We start from the raw sequence: 20,560 nt of genomic DNA on the forward strand, positions 1-20,560 counted from the left end.
GCGTCGGTGGTTACTTCGCGGAGGTGTCGGCGACCGCAACCATGCCCTTCGGCTTGCTGTCCTCGTAGGCGAGGAGCGCCGCGGTGACGGCCGATCCGACTTCCTGCTTGAAGTTGCCGGCGTTGCCACCGCCGTTGCCGCCGATGTAGACCGACTTGCCGCCCTGCGCCGCCGCGTCGCGGTAGGCTTCGCGCTCGTCGAGCCCGGCGAAGAAGTCCAGAACGGACTTCGCATTGAGGGAGCCGTCGTGCAGGTCTTCGAGGAAGGTCTTGATCGCTTCGGTGTTGCCTTCGGCGATGAGCTTGCGGAACTCCTTGAAGGCCTGGGCCTTGATCTTGAGGCTCTCGCCTTCGGCTTCCGCCTTCATCGTCAGCCGGGTCTTGAGGGCGGCACCCTCCGCGACGGCGGCCTGCTGTTCCTGCTCGGCGATCAGCTTGCGCTCGTAGGATTTCGCCATCTGCTCGCTCAGAACCGGCTCGCCGACCAGGACGTTCTCGATCTTGTAGCCGTATTCGCCGAACTTCTCGGAGAGCTTCTCCATGATGTCCTGCTGGAACTCGGTGGTCGACGAGAACACCTGCTGGACGTTGAGGGTCTTGACCTGGGCGCGCAGGAAGTTGTCCAGATACGTGGTCATCTGACCCTCAGGGTTTTCAAGTGCGTAGGCCGCCTGGTAGTACGAGCCTTCCTTCGGGGTGTAATGGACCGAGGCCTGGATGCTGATCTGCGCGTTGTCCAGGGTCATCGACGTGACCTTGACGCCGATCGGCTGGACCTTCGTGCTCATGCTGACGTCGACGACTTCGAGCGGGTAGGGGAGCTTGATGCGCAGGCCGGGCTTCAGGATGCGCATGAACTTCGAGCCGAACCAGGATGTCGTCTTGAACGACTTTTCCGGGACGACGACGAAGATCGAAAGCAGCCACAGGCCAAGGAAGCCGTAGCCGACCAGCTTGGCGACAAAAATCGCGATTTCAAAGACGGGGTCGTTCAATTCTGTTTCCTCATTGTTGAAATTCAAGAACTCGATGGTTCGTTGATCACGATATCTTGTCAACCGATTTTCATTCTTGAAGACGCGGAAAGATCGTGTGACCGTGGAGTCGTCAATTCGAGGCCATCCGATGTCGTTTCTTTCCCTGCCTTTCCGCCGTCCCATGCTCGCCGTCGGAGTCGTCGTCCCTTCCACCATCCTCGGCGCGCTGGCGATCCAATACGCCGGATATTCGCCTTGTCACCTGTGTCTGGTGCAGAGGTGGCCGTATTATTGTTGCTGCCTGCTGCTCGCCGGATACGTCGCGCTTCACCGCAAGCCGTGGTTTCATTCCATCCATCGGCCGGTCCTTTTCGCGTTCCTCGCCATTCTCGTGGTGTCGGCAGGCCTCGGCGTCTTCCATGCGGGCGTGGAGTTCGCGTGGTGGGAAGGTCCCAAGGACTGCTCGGGATCGCTCGACGCCTCCAACATCGACAACCTTCTCGAAACGCTGAAGCGGACCAAGGTCGTTTCCTGCACGAAGGCATCGTTCTGGGTGTTCGGTCTGTCGCTCTCGGTCTGGAACGCGATCATCAGCTTGGGGCTTGCAGCTCTGGTCGCAAATGCGGCGATCCGCGGCGTTTCTTCTAAATGAAGACGGCGGGGTCTTTCGATTTGACAATTTCTCCGCCATTTGCGATATGTCGTCCATGGAAAAAGAAATCAATAAAAGACCCCAGAGTACCCACAGCTTAACCACTGGAATTCCCGAACCCGGCAAGAAGTCGGTCTTCGTCTTCTCCCTCGGCGGAGTAGCCCAGATCGGGATGAACTGGACCCTTTACGGCCACAAAGGCGAATGGGTCCTCGTGGACGCCGGATCGGCGTTCGCCCCTCGAGACCTTCCGATCGTCGATGCGATCTTCCCTGATCCCGCGATCCTCAAATCGATCCTCCCCAAGCTGAGGGGACTGATCGTTACCCACGCCCACGAAGACCACATCGGCGCGATCCACCGCCTCTGGCCGATGATCAAATGCCCGATCTACGCGACACACTTCGCCGCGAAATGCCTCCAGTCCCGCTTCGAAGAACGCCAGACCGACAGGCGTGTCACGCTCAGGAGGTTCCAACCCGGAGCGACCATTTCGGTGGGCCCCTTCCGCATCAAGACGATCCAGATGACCCACTCCGTACCGGAATGCGTTTCCCTGGCGTTCAAGACCGATGTCGGCACGGTCTTCCACACCGGCGACTGGAAGTTCGATCCGACGCCCCTCGTCGGCAGACCGACAGACATCAAGTCGATCAAGCGTATCGGCCGAGAAGGCGTCATGGCGATGGTGTGCGATAGCACCAACTCTCAGCGCCCCGGCAAGATCACTTCCGAAGCCGACGTCTACGAAGGCTTCAGGAAGGTATTCTCCGCCAGCCGCGGCATGGTCGTGGTGTCCTGCTTCGCTACCAATGTCGCGCGCGTGGCCTCGGCGATGCGCGCCGCCGCGGCGACCGGCCGTGAAGTCGCGATCTGCGGTCGCTCTCTCATCAAGAACGAGAAGATCGCACGCGAACTCGGTATGCTCGAAGGCATTCCGAAACCGTTGGCCTTCCCGAGCCATCTTAAGGGCCTGGATCGACGCCAGATGGCGATCATCTGCACCGGCGCTCAGGGCGAGGCGAATGCCGCGCTTTCGAAGCTCTCCACGGGCGAAAACTACCGCCTTCCGCAGATCATGGTCGGAGACACGATCGTCCATTCCGCTAGGGTCATCCCCGGAAACGAAGAAGACCTTTATGCGGTATTCGACCGCCTGCGCATGCTCGGGGCCGATATCCTCGAACGCGAATTCGACGGGTCTCCGCTCCATGTCACCGGTCACGCGACATCGACCGAAATCGTCCAGATGTACAACATGGTCAAGCCGAAGAGCGCCATCCCGGTCCACGGCAACCCGTCCCATCTCGAGGCCCATGCGGCGCTCGCCCGCAGTTGCGGCGTCCAGGACGTCGTGACGCCAACCGAGGGCGGCATCTACGCCGTGAACCGCGACGGCGTCCGCCAGGTGGCACAGGTCACGGTGCGCCTGCAGGCGGAACTCGGCGACGAAGCACGCAGCAAGATTCCGTGGAACGAGGCCAAGGTCCGCGCCGCCATCGAGACCATCGAGGCAAACCAGGCCCGCGAGCGCGAAGCGGCGGGAACCCCCGCACCGCGCGCCGCCCGTATGTGAGACGTTATCGCCATGGGACACACATGCCCGATCACAGGTAAGCGTGTCCTCAGGTATGAGGAGATTTTCTCGTCCTTCGATCTGTGGCGTGGTGTTTCCCGCGAGGTCGACACCGGTCGCTCCATGGCCCAGGACGTGTTCGAGGCGGCCGCACTCGCGGTCCGATCCTCCATCATCGACGAAGCCGTCGACCTCCACCTTGATCTCGGCTGCGGCCAGTTCGCGGTTTCCGCCAGCAGTTCATGCGGCCAAACATTTCTCTACGTGATCAACAGGCACTATCCGGATTTCACCATGCCGGGCGCACTAGACCTGCAAATGGTCGGTCCTGCCTCGATGTTCGACTGTTATCGCGCTCTCGCGGCTGGTGAGCCGGTGACGGTTGAGTGCGAATACGTCGCGGAGGCCGCGCAGGCTTTCGGTGCTGATCCAGTCGTGGTTCATGCAGAACTCGTCGATTATCTCGCCACCGGCAATACACCGATTGCCGAGCGCATTGTCTGTGCTTCTCCTGCCGATCCACGCGTCCACGTACGCGGCGACTGGTACGAAACCGTAGCTCTCGCCTATAAGGTCCTCGATAACCCCGACTTGAGACGTTTCTGCAAGCACGGTGTTCCCGATCTGGAACAAGCGGTTGAAATGACCGATCAGGATCGCCGACAGGCGACTCGCGAGAATATCTCCACCCATTCGATCTAGCGTCTCGTGGTGCTCGATAATAAAGGACGTCGTCTGACGCTTTGAGGTGCGCGACGTCTTGATTTCTGCGGTCAATGATGGCATTGCGTCTTTACGTTTCGAAACGGGGATTGCCAGATGACGCCAAACGAATTCTACGCCCTTCCGGCCATTTCGGCTGACGACTGGCTCGAGCAAGGCACCCAGATCGCCATCGATGTCCTCGAACTCGAAGCCGATCCCTATAACATCGATGCTCAGGACGGCCTCGACACTGGTCGGCTTGTCGTCCATGAAAAGCTCGATCACGACATCGACGGCAGACGCGGCGTGACAATCTACGCCCTCTACTTCGACGACAAGCCTTTTGCCCTGATGCTGACGGGCGGACGCGAAGGCCGTGACAGCCGCAAGGTCGTCGTCACTGACGAGGCGCTCTGGAGTGCCTCGCGTGCATACGCGACAGTCGTCCTGTACGCCGGCAATAAGCCGTTTGGCGGCGTCGCGCCGACCGACGAGGAATTGACCGACCACTTCTACGGCGCTCAGGTCGCGCGGTTCGGCGACGAAGTGCGTCTTGTCGACTTCAACGATGTCGACCCCCTGACGAAGGCCCCGGTCTACGACCGCAAGAAGTTCAACGAGACCTTCGAGGCGGTGATCCGACCGCTCGCCATGGAAATCGACTACGAAGCTGGGCTCTCCAACCCCAGGATGATGAAGGAGGCCATCAAGGTCTATCGCTCCGGCGTTCTCGGTGACAGGATCGATGTCGATATCGATCTCGGCGACGGCAGACGGATCGTCGCGATCAGCGTCATCGAACACCAGACATTCGCCTTTGTCGCGGACACGCGTGGCAAATACTATTCGTGGGCAAGGCCTGGCGTCGAACCCCGCCTGATCGGCCCCGCGTCGTTGCTCGAGTGCTATCGCGATTTCGCGTCCGGCAAGGACATCACACTATCCCACGCCTACGTCATCGAGGCGTCCGAGGCGTTCGGAGCCGATCCTGCGGATGTCGCCGAGCAGACCCGTGATTTCATCCGGAACGGCGGTATGTCGATGGCGGAGCGGATCATCCTGACGATGCCTCGCGACGAGCGCGTCGCGGAGACGCTGGACGCCGACCGCGAGATTTTCACGCTAGGCTTCATGATCGTGGACAATCCTGACCTCCGGCGTTTCTGCGACAGGGGAGGTCCTGACCTCGAGGAGGCCATCGGCATCGTCGAGCGGGCCGCCGAATTCGACGCAGGTATCCGAAGCGGCGTGATCAATAAGCCCGCCCCGAGACGGTGATCCGTCTCGAACACCTGCCATCGCAAACAAAAAGGCCAGCGGAGTTATCCGGCTGGCCTTTTTGTTTTGTCTTTCGGTAGGACTTCTTTTTTTTACGTGGCGCAACCCTTACGACCCACATCAGGCAATTGGGGACTTCAGTTTTTTACGTGGGGGCGACCCCTCCCGCCACATCATTCATCGATATTGTGGGGTCGGCGGATACCACCGTCAACCCCAATGGCGGATCACTGCTTTACGCCTTCGAGCTCGACGACCAACTCGACCGCGTCGGAGGCCGGGCCGAGGTCCATCTGCACGCCCAGTTCCTTCATCGACAGCTTGGCGCGGCCGCTGAAACCCTGGCGGACACCGCCCCATGGATCGTCGCCGCCGCCGACATGCGCGGCGTCCACGACGATCGGCAGTGTCTTGCCGAGGACCGTCAGGTCGCCGGTGATCTTGGCCGTATGGTCTCCCGTGACTTCGATCGACGTGCTGCGGAAGGTGGCTTGCGGGTTGGCGTCCGCCGACAGCAGTTTTTCGCTGCGGATGTGGTTGTCGCGCTCGCTCATGTTCGTGTTGACGGAGGCAACCGAGACGTCGACGGCGACGCTCGACTTGGCTGGCGCGTCCTTGTCGAAGGTGAACGAGCCGTCGACGTCTTCGAAGCGGCCGATGAGGTTCGAAAAGCCCATGTGCGAGACCTTGAAGCCGACGTAGGAGTGGGTCGGGTCGATCTTGTAGGTGTCGGCGGCCAGCGCAGGTGCCGACACGGTCGAGAGGGCGAGGGCCGCGAAAGCGAGCGAACGGATTGTCTTGTTCATGTGATACTCCGATGGATTGGATGGGGTAGGTTTCAGCGACCGAGCATGCGGACAAGAACCCTGTCCCGGTCGAGGAAATGGTGTTTAAGAGCGGCCCCGGCATGCAGGGCCGTCATGGCGGCAAGCGTGTAGGCGCTCCACAGGTGAACGATGCCGGCGAGACTCGTATACTTGCCGATCCGCACGACAGACGGAACTTCGACAAGGCCGAAGAGGTGGACGGCGCTGCCACCGCCCGTGGCGATCAGATAGCCCGAGACGAACAGGGTCGCGAGCAGCAGGTACAGCACGCCATGGACGGCCTTCGCCGCCGTGGCTTCCCATGGCTTGCCGATCTCTTCCGGCGAGGCGTTGATGCCCTTCCATGCGAGCCGTCCGAGGACAAGCGCCGCGAACATGACGCCGACGGCCTTGTGATATTCCGGAGCCGTGTGATACCAGCTGCTGGCGTAGGACAGCGATGTCATCCAGAGGCCCGAGGCGAACATTCCCACGGCCAAAGCCGCGCTTGTCCAGTGGAAGGCCATGGCGACCAAGCCATAGCCGGTTTCCGTGTTCTTGAATTTCATCGAGTCCCCGCTTTGTTGCCCTTCAACAAATAGAAGACTTCGCTGTTCAATGAAAGACGGCATTCGTTCACAGACCGTTCACCGTTTCGAGAACGACCGGTGATGGCCTTGGTCATGGAGATGGGAGGAAGCCGCGGCCGTTGGAGACGATGTCATGGAGCTCGATCTTCCTGTCCAGCCAGTTCCTGACGGTGGAGCCGAACCACTTGGCGACCGCTTCTTTGTGGAAATGCCGCGACCCCACGTAGTAAGCGCCACCCAGACGTTCCCACAGCTCCACCGATCGCATGACGAGGTCTTCGTCTCCGGAAGACGCGGTGCCGACGGCCCGCATCGAACTGACCGTGCGACGCAGAGCGTTCCACAGGTCGATGTCGTCTGGATCGGACGCCATGAGCGTTTCGTCGTCGTTTCGCCATGCGTCCCGTGAAATGTAGTAGGCGATGCCGCGCGCGACCATGTCGGCGTATTTCATGAACCCGATGTCGTCGAAGTCGGTGGCGAACAGTTTAGGATCGAGGACATCGATTGTTCCGCGCGCAAACCCCTTGATCCGATCGTCCCTGTCGGCGACCACTCCCCACTCGGACCGCACCCTGTCAGGGTCTCTGGCCGAAATGTAAATCTCGTCCAGTTTTCGCATCTCGTTCTGATCCGAAAAGGTCAGGTCGATCCCGAGGTGAAGGTGGCTGCTGTCCGCAAGACGGTAGCATGGCTCTCCGCATCTTATCCAAAGGCGGTTCCCGCATACCAGCAGCGCGTCGGTCAGCCGAGCGACTTCCTCCTCGCACCTCGACACGTCGTCTGCGTCAAGAAACTCGAAGGTCGATACCTCTGAAAACGGGACGTATCGCCGTTCCTTGTTGCGTCCACTGCCTTTGACAGGCCACGTGAGGTCGCTGTATTCGAGACTGTTCCTCTGTTCGTCGTCCATCAGCTTGAAGTATGTGCGACGCAGGTAGTTGTTTTCGAGCATCCACTTGGCGAACTCGTCTCTCCCTCCTTCGACGGCGCAGATCGGTCGGTAGAAGGAAACGCCATCATGCCTGACGTCCACGGTATCGCCGTTCAAGTGATTCACACGGGCGACGACCGGGAACTCGCTGTCGACGACGATCTTTAGGCGGGCCAGCGTCTCGAAATGGCAGATGACCTGCTTCTGCGACGCGCATCTCGGCGGCTTGGCCTTGACGACGGCTGGGAATGCGAGTTCGACGATCAAAATCCAAGACTCCGTTTCAGGCCTGTTTATCGGCAAGTTGACGAAATGGCAACAACTAGGCCGGGACGGATGGCATCGCCATTCCCGGAATTTCAGATCGTCGGCCTTCGCTCGGCTATGTTGCCGGGTGCGGGCGTTACGTCACGTCCGCACCAGACATCCAGAATATCTCTTAGCGAGGGAACCTGGTCGTCGAAATCCATGTCGGATGCAAGACCTGGGTTGTTGTCGAGCACTTCAATGAAGTTTTCCAAAGCCGCAGCCAGACTGTCGTCCACTTTGTCGTACGGTGTCCGATAGGCCAGCGCGTCGCGAAGCTGGCACGCCGCCAGCAGCGGTCCCCGCGGGAACTTTTGAATCTCTCCCCGCTCGCTACGGGCGAACTTGTTGAGCTGCGTCTCGATCTTGAGGACGCCGACCCGGGACGCACGGTCTAGTTCCATGTCCCGGTAGTCATGCCGCAGCGCTTCCGGCAAAAGAACCTCGATGGTACCGTCCAACACCAGCTCTTTGCGGCCCTCGCGACCCAGCCTTAGAGCAGCCTCCCTCATGCCATCGATATCGGTCGCGGAGAAATAGCGGCTGCTCAAATTGAACCAGTCGTAATCTCGCCAATGCCCATGCTTGGTGCCATTGTCATAGATGTCGCTGAACTGCGCCGATGCGTGACCCGAGAACAGGCTGAGTTTGTACACGGGCTCCGGGGTCGCCTGCCAACACTGACCGTCGATCATGATGAGTTCAGAAATCCGCTTCGTGGCCTTTTCTTTCCAAAGATCGATGCTCGCGCGCGACGTCTCGGTTTCGACGATCTCGGTCGCGCTGGACACGGCCTTGTCTATCACGTCGCGCGGTATGGCTCTCGAAATCAGGACGCCATGCAACCTCTCCGGGCGCGTCTCGCTCGCGTCCTTGTTGTGCGTGGCGGCGTGGATTTCTTCGGCCATGGCACCGAACAGAGGATGTCCCCTGTTGAGGAACGCCGCCAGCGGATTGAACTCGGTGTCCTTGGCGATCTTTTCCGGTGTCTCGGGAAGGCGCGTGTAGAGCACGCCGTCGTGCAGCCGGAACTCCGTCGTGGTTTCGTGCTGGGAGACGACCAATCCCACGGGAGCGTGTTCGGATGTGGTCTCGCGGACCTCGAACTCGTCTTCCGGCAGGCACAATATGAGTTTGTCGCTCGACATGCGCTTTACGCGTCCGTGGATCAGGGCAGGGTATCTCGTGCGAATTTTCACTTGCTAACTCCCGGTATCTGCATCGGCACCATGCTCTCCAGGGACACTTCCCTGGAGAGCCAGTCGTCGTAAATTTCGTTGATCTCGGCGAGGTCCATCTTCACGAGGTATTGATGCCCTCTCGGCACGAGGACGTTCAGCATGTCCACCACCGTCTGCATCGATTGCTCCTGCCCGAGCGTGATCCCGGTCCGCGCGTCCATCCCCGCGACCATGTCCCTGGCCTCGTAGAAGGCGTTCATCAGGTCCTTCGGCGCTGACAGGAACATCTCAACCCCGCGGCCATGGGCGATTTTCCTGAACGCGTCCGCCATATCGTATATCAGGAGGCGGGAGACCCGCTCGAACTCATGCGCATCGAAGTCGACAAGCGGCAGGTCGGCGGAACGCAGGTCGATGCGCGGAAAATTGCGATCGTCCTCGAATCCCGCGACGGCCGCGGCGCGGCGGCCGTATCTGTAGGCGCGTTCGCGGTCGAGCGCGGAGAAGTTCCTTCCCCCCGCACGGAAGTCGTTCCAGCGCGAACTGTCCATCAGTCCGTCCCGCAACTTTTTGAAGAACCCGGATGTCCTCGTGGTCAGGCCGGGGGCCATTGAAGGCGTGACCGTGTAGCAAGGTTCGGGTGATTCCTTCCAGACGCTGTCGCCAATGACCGCAAAACTTGCAGCATGGCGCTGGACCCGGTCGCTCCACACCCGCGCGCGCTCGTCGTCCAAATGGCGCGCTGCCAGCTTTCCCGCCTCCACCATCTGGTTCCAGGCGTCCATCGCGTCTTTTCCGACACCGCCGTTCCAGCAGAGGCCGCCGATGACGATAAACGCTTTCTGCGGAAAGATGTGCATTCCGTCCCCGAAACCGAACTCCTTGCGCATGAGTTCGAGGGAAGGAAGGATCAGGCTTCCCCGTTTTTCGATGTTGTCGATCTCGATGCCACCGAATTCCTCCGGCACGATGCCCGTATCTACGAGCAGCCTCTCGTCGTGAACTCGGAACTCCGTTCCGGCTTTTTCCCCGAAAATCTGGTCGACGTCGCTGACGCGGATCGCGACGGGCGCATCCTTGGCGTCGATTTCCGGAATCTCGACTTCGCCCTCGACGAAAGCGAGAACGGTCTTCGGCTCCTTGTGTCTCGGAAGTTCGGCATCGAAGGCGACGGGATACTTGATGGTTCTCTTCATCGGCGCATGGACCTCTCTTCACCGAAGCCTAAGTCGACGGCGCGGTCTCCCCAGTCTTCCAGATGCCTGCGGATCGAAGGCCTGTCCCTGTCGAGGATGAGGTCGGCGTCCGCGGCGCATGCCTCGACGCTGTCGAGCATCTCCGCAATGCGGTCTTCCACTTCTTCTGGAACGCCGGCGAATGGGTCGTACCCCTCGGTGAACGTCATGAGCTCCGTCCACGCAGCTGCGCATCGCGTCGACGGGAGACGGAGATTGTCGTTGGAACCGCGGCTCCTCTTTGAGATGGTTTCCGCGACCGTCTCGGCAAGCAGTCTGGCACAGCGATCGATCTCGAGCGCCGCGATGTTGGCGGACAGCGCCTCGGGGATGATGACTTCGATCGGCGTCACCGGCCTGGCGTATTGGGTCATCTGTTCGACGACATCGGCATGGTCTGCCGCGGAAAAGACCCTATTGTCCAAGTGATTCCACCACGTCCTCTCAGGCGAGGTATCGTCATTTCTGACGTAGCTTTCGACGTTGCCGATCATCAGGTGGCCAATCCCTTCCGGAAGCATCTGGGCCACGTAGCAAGGCTCGTGCGTCTCGGCCCACACGTGTCCGTCCATCACCCGAAAAGCATTGAAGGCTTCCTGCGTCATGCGTTCGTATCTGGCGAGCCTTTGGTCCGGATTGCCGACAAGAAACTGCATGTGCTTGATCTCGGGAAGCTTCCTCTGCCATTCGCCCCAAAGGTCGAGGTTGGGAGAATGCTCGACGATGTCCCGCACGTCCTGCCACTCCGAATTCATTCCGCTCTTGAGGAGATGCAACGCGCTTTTCGGCCAGAACTTGTCCTCGGCATAGTCGTTGATGTTTTTCACGTCGCGGTACATCCCGCGGACGATATGGCCCGTCACATAGTTGCCGCGCCGGCTGTCGATGAACTGCCGTTGGTGCCTTTCGATGAAACGGTCGACGTCGGTGTGGCAGGAGCGGTAGAGTTTGCCGCCGGCGAACCTGTATTCGGTTTTCGATGTCCCGTGCTCGGTCACGATGGCGACCGGGAACTCCGAAGGAGACACCTCCGCGAGATCGACGACCGTATCGAAGGCACAGACCGCGATTTTCGGGTTCTTGTGTTTCGGCGGCCTTGCGGCCATGAGCGCCGGGAATTTCACGTTTCTGCGCATGTCGTCTTCCGTTCCGCGAATTCAGCCACCATAGCCCCGGTGGCCGCCAGGGACAAAGCCTAACGTTGCAGGCCGAACGGCGTGCCGTTCGACGCCCGGCGGACGGTCTCCAGATTGATTGGCCGGTCCGCCCATCGCTCCAGGCCACGGGCGATCGATCGGCTGAAAACATCGCACCTCAGCCCACTGACGGTGAGGGGCTTTTCCAAGCGGCTTATGACGTCGAGGATGTGTTCTAGAGCGCTCTCCGTGTGTCCTTGCCACGCTTCCTCTTTAAGCGCGATGTCGAGTTGATGCAGGGCCCCGATGAACGGTTCTGGTGCCTTCTTTTTCCATTCCGCCGGCTTGCTCGGCACGCGCATGGCGGACGTGCCGAGATAGGAGACGCGATCGGCGAGTCGCCGGAACTCGGGCGTCTCGAACTCGAACGCAAACGCGGATGGATCGTACAGCTTGATCCCCACGATGTCCGACACGAGGTTCGGCCAACCTCCTATTTCGATCGCCCGCTCCTTGCGATGCCGCTCCAGGAAGGACTGTGCAGCCTCCCAGTCTGTGATTGGAAAACAGACATCTTCGATGTCCCGCCAGTACAATTTCTGACCGAATGCGGACGGACGCGGTCTATCCCCAGCCTCGGAATAGAACGAGGCGTCGCCTTGTGTGAGGTAGGACTTTGTACGACCGGGAACGATGGCGACGCAAGGATCGGGAACCCTGATCCATACGCGCTGGTCGCAAACGATAACGTTTCCCAAGGCCGTATCGGCCATCCGACGCCAGTGCTCCATGTCGCCCTGACCGTCTACTGAAACCCGTTGCTCCTCCGATGAGGGAATGGCCTGCCATACGTCCCTCTCGGTCTTCTCGAATACATCCGGCAGGCGATGTGCGACGACCTGCGAGAACGCCTGCACGCTCGACAGGCGAAGGCACGTGTCGTTTACCGATCCGCTGGGAAGGGAGGCAAGTTCTGCGTGGGCGCGCTCCATCAAGCGCTTTTCGATCCCCGTCCTTCGGAGAAACCGCATGCTCCCGACGCCCTTCCTCATGTCGGAGATGCGACCGACCTCGGCGTGGAGGTGGCCGTCGAACAGGCGGTATTTCGAGTGTCCCTTGGTCCTCTGGATCACGCCTGCAATCGGCGCTTCGGTGCCAGTGACTTCCCGGACATTCGAGCTGCCTTGTACACGGCAAAGCACGAGCCTTTCCTTCGAGGCCTTTGCCGGCGTCGCCCTGATTGCGGCCGGCAATTCGTATTCGATCAGCATCTCGTCTTGTTCCCGTTCCTGTCGCCACCGACCGCCTATTTCTGAAGTTGAGAACTACGCACGATCTCGTTCACGACTACAGGCCTGTCGTCCCACCTCGCTAGGGTCCGATCGAACGTAGCCATCATTGTGCGAAACTCCGGCTCGACCCTTTGTCGAACGACGTCAACCAGGTGTCTGGCGGCTTCCACGGCGGGCGCAGGATCGTGAAGAAGTCCTTCCGAGACAAGCGTCTTGGACAATGTGTCCCTCGCGACGAGGACTTCGCTTTCTTCCTGAGAGTTTCGTCGGCCTCTTTTCGTTACCTGACTGATCGCTTCAGGAAGGCAGCGGAGATGCCTGACGGTTTCCCTCTCGATGAAGTCCGAGCCAAACACCTCCGGCGACCCAATCTGCGGCGGCCGTATTTCCGTCGCCACGGAGTTGGTTGGAAGCCATCCCTCGATTTGGTTCGGTTCCGCGACCGCGTTCGCGTACTCGGTCGCTGGAAACATCGTCCAGTGGAAGTTTCCTGTAGGCATGTCCAGCGGGTCGCCCAATTCCCACGAGATGCGGCGCACGCCGTTCGGACTATAGAGGTTGGCGATCGCGGGTTCACCGCATTCCTCGTGCCAGATGCCGTCGATCAGGCATAACGAACTTGCCCGCGATACGGCACGAGCAACCGCTTCCTCCGCGGCGTCTGTATCGATCTTGCCGTTCGGAAACGATCTTATAGCAGGCAGGGCCATCACCCCGGCGTAAAGAACCTCATACCCTATAGGTGAATCGATTGCTTCCCTATAGGCCTCCTCGAGGCTATCCGAACTGTTGCCTTTTCTAACGTCGCGGATAATTTTACCCAGGGTATCCTCGACCGCAAAACCCGTGATCGCGGCCGCCGAGGTCGTTGGCTCTCCGAGGCGGCCAAGCCAACGCATCTTGAGGAACCGACCGTCGGTGTGCCTGTATCCCTTCACTGAAGCTTGCGCCAGCTTCGCCTCGTATCCGGTGACCATCAGACGTGGACGGGAGTCTTCAATGACACACACGGTCGGGGCGTCCGATACGCTGTAGTCGGCGATTTCGACCGTCACTTCAACGCCGCAAAGAACCGATTTCCCCTTCAAGGTTGGTATGGCCACAGGTAGGCGCGTCCTTATCCTCATGGTCTCCTTTCTCCCGCCTGGCTGCGCGCCGCCGTCATTTCAAACTTGATTGGCCTGGCGTGCCATTTCTCGATATGCGCCCTGTAGGCTTCCGGCTGGAGCGCAAGCCACCCGAGGCCCTTGCGTTCCGAAATCGATACCAGCCTTTCGAAACAGTCCAGAGCCTCGCCCGCCTCCCGTTCTCCGAACATATCGACAGGGACGTCGAGGAGAGAACGGAGCGCGGCATATGCGCAGAACAGGTCCGTCGGCAGATCGCCCCACGTGACCTTGGGACGCCACCCCCCATTGTACAATTGTTTCGTTGACGCATGTTCGTTTGTGGTTTTGCTCACATGGTGTTCGAGCCGTTCGGCCAATTCTCTGATCTCGACCGCGTTCGCATCTCCGCTTGGTCCCCAAATCGGGTCGTAGGTAAACCGCCCTTCGAATGCCGGGCGATCGGCCGCCTGCGCCATTTGCCGGCAGAAATCCTGGGCGTCCTGCCATCGATCCGCCGAAAAGTGAAAACGCTGCAGGTCCTGCGCATAAGACACCTCGTGCACGACAGATGTCTGCCATCCGGCCGTGTTTCGATACACCAGTACGAGCGGGTCCGGAAACTCCCGCCAGAGACCGCCGTCAATCACCGCCATCCGCCTTGCGCAGTCGGCGAAGAGAACTTCCCATGCGGCGATGTCTTCGAGGCGTGAGTTCGAAGGAAACTCGTCTAAGTGTGTCCATTTGGACGGATCGAAGAAGCCGGTCGGCGGAACCACCATGGATGAACCCGACGTCATGGCGATGTCGGCAAGGACCGATACCGCTCGCTCGACCATGGGAGCAGTCGGATAGGTCAGGGCGCTCTTGCACGCCGCCCTTTTCGATGCGACGCTGACCTGACCGTATAGGACGCCGTCGACAAGCCGATAGGAGCCGGATTGATCACGTCCTTCGTTGCTCCATGAAAACACGACGGGAGCGTCATTGACGTCGACCTCCTCCACCTCGACGACGGCCGTGCGGGTACGAACGTGGTGTCGCTCCAATTGGCGAGAATTGGGGCTGTGCCGGAAAATGACGGGATATCGCAGTTCGACTTTCACGTGGCGACCTTCTGTAAGCGGATCGATCCGCATGACTTCGGGGAACCCTATCGTCCGACAAGGCAATCGGCAAGCGTAACGCGGCTGTTTACCAAGACACAGCAAAAAACAGGAATAAAAGACGTCACGATTGAAACGGATGGATTTCCGCCGATATTATGTTGACACACCAACCGATGGACGTCGCCGATGTCAGCAGAAACCGTATTGCAATTCCAGGGCAACGATCTGGCCATGCGCCATCTGCGTTCCGATTCCTTCAGCACCCTCTATCGCAGCGTGATGAAGTACGTCGAGGACCTCGCCTATTTCCTCGACAAAGATGGCCGGGCACAGTCGAAACTTCTGTCTCCGTCCGCTGCCCGCGATTATGCGGCCCTTACCCGCCAGTTGACGGCAGGCGCGCTTCGCATAGCCAGCGCCATGCTGACCTTGCGGTCGGTGAGGGACGGCGAAATGTCCTTCACCAGCGGCATGGCGGACATCAGAAAACAGCAGATGACGGAATCCCCTTCGGGGTTCACGGGAAGCCTGGACGGCCTGCCGCAGGGCATCCTCGATCTAACCATTGCCTGTGACGCTCTGCGCCTCGAGGTGGTCCGCCTGGTCGATTCCGCGGGCAGCGACGGCCGTTCCGGCATCAATCCCGTCCACGCCGCCCTTGGTCGCATAGGCACGGCCTTCGGAGGCTGACTTTCTGTAGGCCTCGTATGAGGTCTTGATTTTCTTCGATGGCATCTATACGAAGACTCCGAAAGATTGATCTGGAGTCGAGAAAAATGACCACTGAACCCTACGCGCAAGTCGGCACCGCCGAGGATTACGAGCGTCTCGAAGGCATTTGCACCGAACGGGCGATCGCCCAATGGCGGCAGTCGATGAGCCGCGCCGACCTCGATGAAGAGGCACGCGTTCGCGGGGCCATCGAAGCGTACAAGCGGCAGGCGTTCGCAGGCTCCGTCATGCAGGACCACAGGGCGGAACAGGCGTCTTCCAAGCCCATTGTCGCGGTTCAGACCATGCGTCTCTCCGATGGTCTCGCGGATCACTACGTCTCGATCAAAGTCGACGACCGCCAGGTCCACCCGCACGTATTCCGCCAGGAATACAAGGCAGCCTACCATGTCGCCCTCTACGATTGGCTCCTCAACGGAGGGACCGAGCCCGACCTCCTCGCCTTCGACGAGGGTGATTGGCCAGCCCAGACGACCGTTCTGGTGGCCGCCGATCCAACCGACGCATCCACTGGTCCCGGTCTCTCGCAGGCGTTCACCGTGAAGCCTCTCGAATGGGTAGACGAGCCGTCGATGTTCGACGAGGAGGGTCCTACCGCAGCCGAGGCGGTCGGAGCCGGTTACACCTACCGCGCGGAAGTGGAAGGCGGCGAAACACTGGCCGCGCGAAAACTGGAGGCGGAAGGTCGCTACCTCCATAACGTCTTCGACTCCCTAGTCCCTTTGACGCCGGTAACCGATGCGGCGTCCCTCGGCTATGCGGCGATCCACGCCCATACCGTGAGAATGGCGGCACACCGCTCGGAGGAGAACGGCGACGGACATCTTGCTGAGCAGCTTCGCAACGCGATGCGATTCATCGAACACGTCGCGGCGAAGCATCCCGAAACAATCTGAACGTTCGGCCGCCATTCCTGCGACGGGGCCGGCGGCTATTGCCGTCCGCCCCGTCGCAGGAATGGATTTGTGGCTTGCCTTGTACGGGGCGAGGCTTTCTCCATCAGAGGAGAAGGAACATGACCACCAAAATTATTCTGCGGCAACACGCCGTTATCCCGAGGTCCCTCAACATGGCGGCCCTCGCTATCGATCCCGTGACAGCATCCGCTACCCTCGGAATGAGCGCCGACGATGCCGCCGCCGTCATGGCCGACCTTTCGAACGCGAGCTTCGAAAACGTACAGCGCCTAGTCGCTACCAAGGGCTTGACCCTGACGCTCGTACCCGCTGCGATGGCGCAGATGGTGAAAGAAGACCGCACCCCAGCGGGTCAGACCCCGAAGGTTCAGGCCGAAAAAGCGGGGAAGGCGCTGCCCGCAATCGTATCCACGTTCGGCCAGGCCGCGTCGGCGGCACGCATGGCGGCCAACGACTGGGCGGCCTACCAGTCCGTGGGCGCTCCGATCACGGTCGACACGAGCCTGCGGGCGCTTTCCGAGGCGGCAGCGACGGCCCGTATGGCGCTGGCGATCGTTTCCGAGAACTCGGCCTACGCCAACTGCGCGCGCGTCCTTCCCGCAATGCGTGGCGAGCGCAAGAAATCTGCTCACGCCAAGTTCTTCGACGGGCTTGCGAGGATCGCTACGTCGGAGGGCGCTGACGGGTTCCGCTCCAGGCCAGACCTCCACCTTTCCGCACTCTTCGACCGAATGCGCAACGCAGGAGCTGCGATGCGGATCACATTGCCGGGCGGGGAAGAATACGAGGCCTATACATCAGAAGACATTGGTGCGGCCGTCGGCATTCTGATGAGCCGGATTGACCGCAAACGGACAGCGAAAGAGCTCTGCCTCACGCTTCCGATGTACGACGCATTGGAGACACATCCGGCTGGCCACAGGACCACGACGCTCCTCGGCTTCCTCGAGAAGGTCGGAGCCAAGGTCTCGGCCGTCAGGTCCGAGCGCAAGCTCGGCTGGGCGACGGCCGAAGAGGTCAGGCCAGCGCTGCTTCGAGCATGACCCTCGCTTCGTCGGAGCTGATGCTCGTCCGATGCGTCACTCCGGTCGGAGTCTTCTGATAATAGTCGAGGCCGGTGGAAGCGGTCATTGCGGCCTCGACCATCTCTTCGCTCACCTTCGGCGCGGCCTTCGCGTCGAGGAGCAACTGGATCGGACGCGCCTGCATCAGCAGCACCGACTTGATGTTCTCGTAGGCGAGGCGCTGCCGCGAGAACTTCTTGCGCGCTTTCTTGAGCATCGGCAGCACGAACTGGAACACGAAGTCGAGATAGGCCTGCTGCTTTGCCAGCGACCAGTCGGCCGAATGCATCGAGTGGATGTTGTGGGCGCGGTCGACGCCCTTCACGATCGAGGCGATCTCGTTCAACGCCATGCGCGCGTAGTAGACGTCGTCCGGAATTCTCACTCCGTCCTTCTTTTTCGTGAGCAGTTCGACGGCGTCGCGCACCCGCTTGCCGAACATGCGTTCGATGTCGTCGTACGTGACCGGATAATCCTCGCAGACGTCGTGCAGGAACACCGCCGCGAGGGTCTCTTCAGGATAGAGCAGCAGCGGCGTGATCGACAGCACGTAGAGCGCGATGAACATCTGGTGAGAGAATTCCGGGCTGACCCCGTCCTTTCTTTTGCCCGAGTGGTACGACATCGCGAATTCCATCGCCTCGATGGCGAGATGGTAGTCCTTGCCCTGAAGGAAAGACCTCATCGTGTTCACCTGCTTGGCGTACTCGGCTTGCGTGGTGGTCATTGCAAGACTCCGTGTCTTATATTTCGATGCCGCCATTAGACAATATAAGACGTCGAATTGCCAGCGGATTCGCGACAACCAATCGCTAATTTATCCCGGTCACGCTGGCTTCGTCAGCATTCTGTTAATCAAATTGCGACGAAATCGCCACATCTGGGGTCCATAATTGCAGAAAAGTGCGGTGTCACCAATTTTTCACGGGTGCCGCTATTGCCAACACTTCGGAAATATGGATTAAAGGCTCTCGAAATGAAACCGCAGATGTTTTTCGGGTTTTCCCGATTCGCGTCTCGGTACATGCATGAATCCCGTCGATTGGTCGATGGGGCAGTTTCTTCGCAGAATGGAAGTGGACACGAATGCCTACTTACAAATACTTCAACTGGGCCTTTGCCTTTACGGCTGTTGGTCTCGCTCTCGGTGCCCTGCTTGGCTATAACTCCACCGGTACTTTGGCCGGTGCGGGTCAGGTGTTCTTCATCTGCGCCGTTCTCGCCGTCCTGGAAATCTCGCTGTCCTTCGACAACGCCATCGTCAACGCGACGAAGCTCAAGGACATGACCCCCAAGTGGCAGCACCGCTTCCTGACCTGGGGGATCATCATCGCCGTCTTCGGCATGCGTATCGTCTTCCCTCTCGTCATCGTCGCCATCGCCGCCCACCTCGGTCCGATCTCGGCCGTCACGCTGGCGATCAACGAGCCCGCTGAATATGCCCGTATCTTGACGGGTGCGCATGTCAGCATCGCGGCCTTCGGCGGCACCTTCCTCATGATGGTCGGCCTGTCGTTCTTCTTCGAAGAGGAAAAGGACGTCCATTGGGTTCATTGGATCGAGAGCAACCTCGCCCGCGTCGCCGGTGTCAAGGGTGTCGAGATCGGCGTGACCCTCGTTGCGATCCTCTCCATGTACTCGCTCCTTCCGGAAGAAGAAGCAGGCGTGTTCTTCTACTCGGCGATCTGGGGCCTCCTGACCTTCATCGGCGTCGAAATCCTCGGTAGCGTCCTCGACGCGAGCCAGGAGACCATGTCCGTCGCTGCAAAGGGTGGTCTGGGCGCGTTCCTCTACCTCGAAGTCCTCGACGCCAGCTTCTCGTTCGACGGCGTCATCGGTGCCTTCGCGCTGTCGCAGAACCTCTTCGTCATCGCCATCGGTCTCGGCATCGGTGCCATGTACGTCCGCTCGATGACCATCATGCTGGTCGACAAGGGTACGCTCGCCGAATACCGCTTCCTCGAACACGGTGCGTTCTACGCGATCCTGGTTCTGGCAGGCATCATGTACGCCCAGACGCTGACCCACATCCCGGAAGTCATCGTCGGCCTCTTCGGCGCTGCCCTCATCGGCCTTTCGGTCTGGTCCTCCGTCCGCTGGAAGAAGGCCAACCCCGAGACGGAAGAAGCGGGAACCGCTGCCGCCGCCGAGTAATCCTGACAGCTCAACCATCAGAACGGCCCCCGGAACGATCCGGGGGCCGTTTCCGTTTGGCTTGCCGGTTGCTCTGCCCCGTGGCAATCCTTGACGATCAAAATGGAGCGATCCAATGTCCAGCCACCGCGAACCGCACGACGCCTTCCTCGATGCCTTTACAGGGCGTGATACGGCCACCAGCAGGTCGGTTTTCGACCATACCTTCGACCGATTCCTCTCGATGATCTACGGCGGCGCGACAGTCGAGACTTTCGAAGTGTCCGACGAAGCACCGGAGCCTCTTATCTTGGACAGGAAGGCCCTCGACTGGACGGACTTCCGGCGTGTCCCCGGAACGGACTACGTCACGGCCGAGAAGCAAGGCGCGATCGTGGCCTTCCGCCGCAAGCCGTTCGTCCAGCGCGTCGCCGAAGCGGTGGAGCTTTTCTCCGGCGGTACGACTGACGTTGATGTTGTCGCAGTCGTCCATAACGGAAGATTCCTCATCTCTCCCGCCGCCGAGACCCCCGACCTCGTGGATGCACTGATTGAACGTCACCTGTCATCATTTAACGGGTTCATAGGGACGGGCGTGAAAGCCGACCGGTCTGAGGTCGACGTCTTGCTTCGCGCGCATCGACGGGCAGTCGGTGCCGCCATCGAAATCGGCCTCCCGGTTTCGAAACACGTCCAGGCCGACTACCAATCCGAAGCGGAGATGGATCGGATTGCCATAGTCCCAGGTGACCGCCAGATGTTCGTGCGCTTTAATCCTGCGATAAACGGGGCGAGGTGCTGACCGACAATCGTCTTTTCGCAGCAGTCCTAT

The 20,560-nt window shown here is 60.1% G+C and carries 20 protein-coding genes; 9 read left to right on the forward strand and 11 right to left on the reverse strand.

The window, feature by feature from the left end:
• Window positions 1–10: 10 nt before the first annotated feature.
• A complete protein-coding gene (locus FHT76_RS08550; protein WP_259185401.1) occupies window positions 11–994 on the reverse strand; it encodes an SPFH domain-containing protein in 984 nt (327 codons plus the stop codon).
• 130 nt (window positions 995–1,124) lie between these two features.
• Between FHT76_RS08550 and FHT76_RS08555 the strand changes: the two genes are divergently transcribed.
• From FHT76_RS08555 to FHT76_RS08570, 4 genes are all read left to right on the forward strand, one after another.
• Window positions 1,125–1,628 carry a disulfide bond formation protein B gene (locus FHT76_RS08555; protein ID WP_259185402.1) on the forward strand — a complete coding sequence of 168 codons (504 nt, stop codon included), beginning with the start codon at window positions 1,125–1,127 and terminating at the stop codon, window positions 1,626–1,628.
• Between the two features lie 55 nt (window positions 1,629–1,683).
• A complete protein-coding gene (locus FHT76_RS08560; RefSeq protein ID WP_259185403.1) occupies window positions 1,684–3,204 on the forward strand; it encodes a ribonuclease J in 1,521 nt (506 codons plus the stop codon).
• Between the two features lie 12 nt (window positions 3,205–3,216).
• A complete protein-coding gene (locus tag FHT76_RS08565; RefSeq protein WP_259185404.1) occupies window positions 3,217–3,906 on the forward strand; it encodes a hypothetical protein in 690 nt (229 codons plus the stop codon).
• A 117-nt stretch (window positions 3,907–4,023) separates the two neighbouring features.
• Window positions 4,024–5,187 (forward strand): hypothetical protein, encoded by a 1,164-nt coding sequence (locus FHT76_RS08570; RefSeq protein ID WP_259185405.1) that lies wholly within the window; start codon window positions 4,024–4,026, stop codon window positions 5,185–5,187.
• A 227-nt stretch (window positions 5,188–5,414) separates the two neighbouring features.
• Here FHT76_RS08570 and FHT76_RS08575 read toward each other — a convergent pair whose 3' ends face one another.
• The 9 genes from FHT76_RS08575 to FHT76_RS08615 form a co-directional block, all read right to left on the reverse strand.
• Entirely contained in the window at window positions 5,415–5,993 is a 579-nt protein-coding gene (locus tag FHT76_RS08575) for a YceI family protein (protein WP_259185407.1), read from the reverse strand.
• A 32-nt stretch (window positions 5,994–6,025) separates the two neighbouring features.
• The gene (locus FHT76_RS08580) at window positions 6,026–6,562 is read right to left on the reverse strand and encodes a cytochrome b (protein WP_259185409.1); all 537 of its coding nucleotides are present in this window, start codon (window positions 6,560–6,562) and stop codon (window positions 6,026–6,028) included.
• 112 nt (window positions 6,563–6,674) lie between these two features.
• Window positions 6,675–7,784 (reverse strand): hypothetical protein, encoded by a 1,110-nt coding sequence (locus tag FHT76_RS08585; RefSeq protein WP_259185411.1) that lies wholly within the window; start codon window positions 7,782–7,784, stop codon window positions 6,675–6,677.
• Between the two features lie 92 nt (window positions 7,785–7,876).
• The gene (locus FHT76_RS08590; RefSeq protein ID WP_259185412.1) at window positions 7,877–9,022 is read right to left on the reverse strand and encodes a hypothetical protein; all 1,146 of its coding nucleotides are present in this window, start codon (window positions 9,020–9,022) and stop codon (window positions 7,877–7,879) included.
• A complete protein-coding gene (locus FHT76_RS08595) occupies window positions 9,019–10,200 on the reverse strand; it encodes a hypothetical protein (RefSeq protein WP_259185413.1) in 1,182 nt (393 codons plus the stop codon). Before FHT76_RS08595 ends, FHT76_RS08590 begins: the two co-directional genes overlap by 4 nt.
• Window positions 10,197–11,375, reverse strand: a complete 1,179-nt coding sequence (locus FHT76_RS08600) for a hypothetical protein (protein ID WP_259185414.1) — start codon at window positions 11,373–11,375, stop codon at window positions 10,197–10,199. The genes FHT76_RS08595 and FHT76_RS08600 overlap by 4 nt, the downstream gene beginning before the upstream one ends.
• 59 nt (window positions 11,376–11,434) lie before the next feature.
• The gene (locus tag FHT76_RS08605) at window positions 11,435–12,646 is read right to left on the reverse strand and encodes a hypothetical protein (protein WP_259185415.1); all 1,212 of its coding nucleotides are present in this window, start codon (window positions 12,644–12,646) and stop codon (window positions 11,435–11,437) included.
• A 35-nt stretch (window positions 12,647–12,681) separates the two neighbouring features.
• On the reverse strand, window positions 12,682–13,794 hold the full coding sequence (locus FHT76_RS08610) for a hypothetical protein (RefSeq protein ID WP_259185416.1): 1,113 nt from the start codon (window positions 13,792–13,794) through the stop codon (window positions 12,682–12,684).
• Window positions 13,791–14,879 (reverse strand): hypothetical protein, encoded by a 1,089-nt coding sequence (locus FHT76_RS08615; RefSeq protein WP_259185417.1) that lies wholly within the window; start codon window positions 14,877–14,879, stop codon window positions 13,791–13,793. The genes FHT76_RS08610 and FHT76_RS08615 overlap by 4 nt, the downstream gene beginning before the upstream one ends.
• A gap of 189 nt (window positions 14,880–15,068) precedes the next feature.
• On the opposite strand from FHT76_RS08615, the gene FHT76_RS08620 reads away from it, so the two are divergent.
• From FHT76_RS08620 to FHT76_RS08630, 3 genes are all read left to right on the forward strand, one after another.
• Window positions 15,069–15,572 (forward strand): DUF1465 family protein, encoded by a 504-nt coding sequence (locus FHT76_RS08620; RefSeq protein ID WP_259185418.1) that lies wholly within the window; start codon window positions 15,069–15,071, stop codon window positions 15,570–15,572.
• An 86-nt stretch (window positions 15,573–15,658) separates the two neighbouring features.
• Window positions 15,659–16,510 carry a hypothetical protein gene (locus tag FHT76_RS08625; RefSeq protein WP_259185419.1) on the forward strand — a complete coding sequence of 284 codons (852 nt, stop codon included), beginning with the start codon at window positions 15,659–15,661 and terminating at the stop codon, window positions 16,508–16,510.
• Window positions 16,511–16,629: 119 nt separating this feature from the next.
• Window positions 16,630–17,574 (forward strand): hypothetical protein, encoded by a 945-nt coding sequence (locus FHT76_RS08630; protein ID WP_259185420.1) that lies wholly within the window; start codon window positions 16,630–16,632, stop codon window positions 17,572–17,574.
• Here FHT76_RS08630 and FHT76_RS08635 read toward each other — a convergent pair.
• Complete coding sequence (locus FHT76_RS08635; RefSeq protein ID WP_259185421.1) at window positions 17,549–18,322, reverse strand: HD domain-containing protein; 774 nt, start codon at window positions 18,320–18,322, stop codon at window positions 17,549–17,551. The two genes, FHT76_RS08630 and FHT76_RS08635, sit on opposite strands and share 26 nt — an antisense overlap.
• Window positions 18,323–18,681: 359 nt before the next feature.
• Here FHT76_RS08635 and FHT76_RS08640 point away from each other — a divergent pair, with 359 nt between their 5' ends.
• Window positions 18,682–19,749, forward strand: coding sequence for a DUF475 domain-containing protein (locus FHT76_RS08640; protein ID WP_259185422.1), 1,068 nt, complete (start codon window positions 18,682–18,684; stop codon window positions 19,747–19,749).
• Window positions 19,750–19,864: 115 nt separating this feature from the next.
• On the forward strand, window positions 19,865–20,530 hold the full coding sequence (locus FHT76_RS08645; protein ID WP_259185423.1) for a hypothetical protein: 666 nt from the start codon (window positions 19,865–19,867) through the stop codon (window positions 20,528–20,530).
• The last annotated feature ends 30 nt before the right edge of the window (window positions 20,531–20,560 follow it).

This window comes from Rhizobium sp. BK176, from assembly GCF_024808055.1.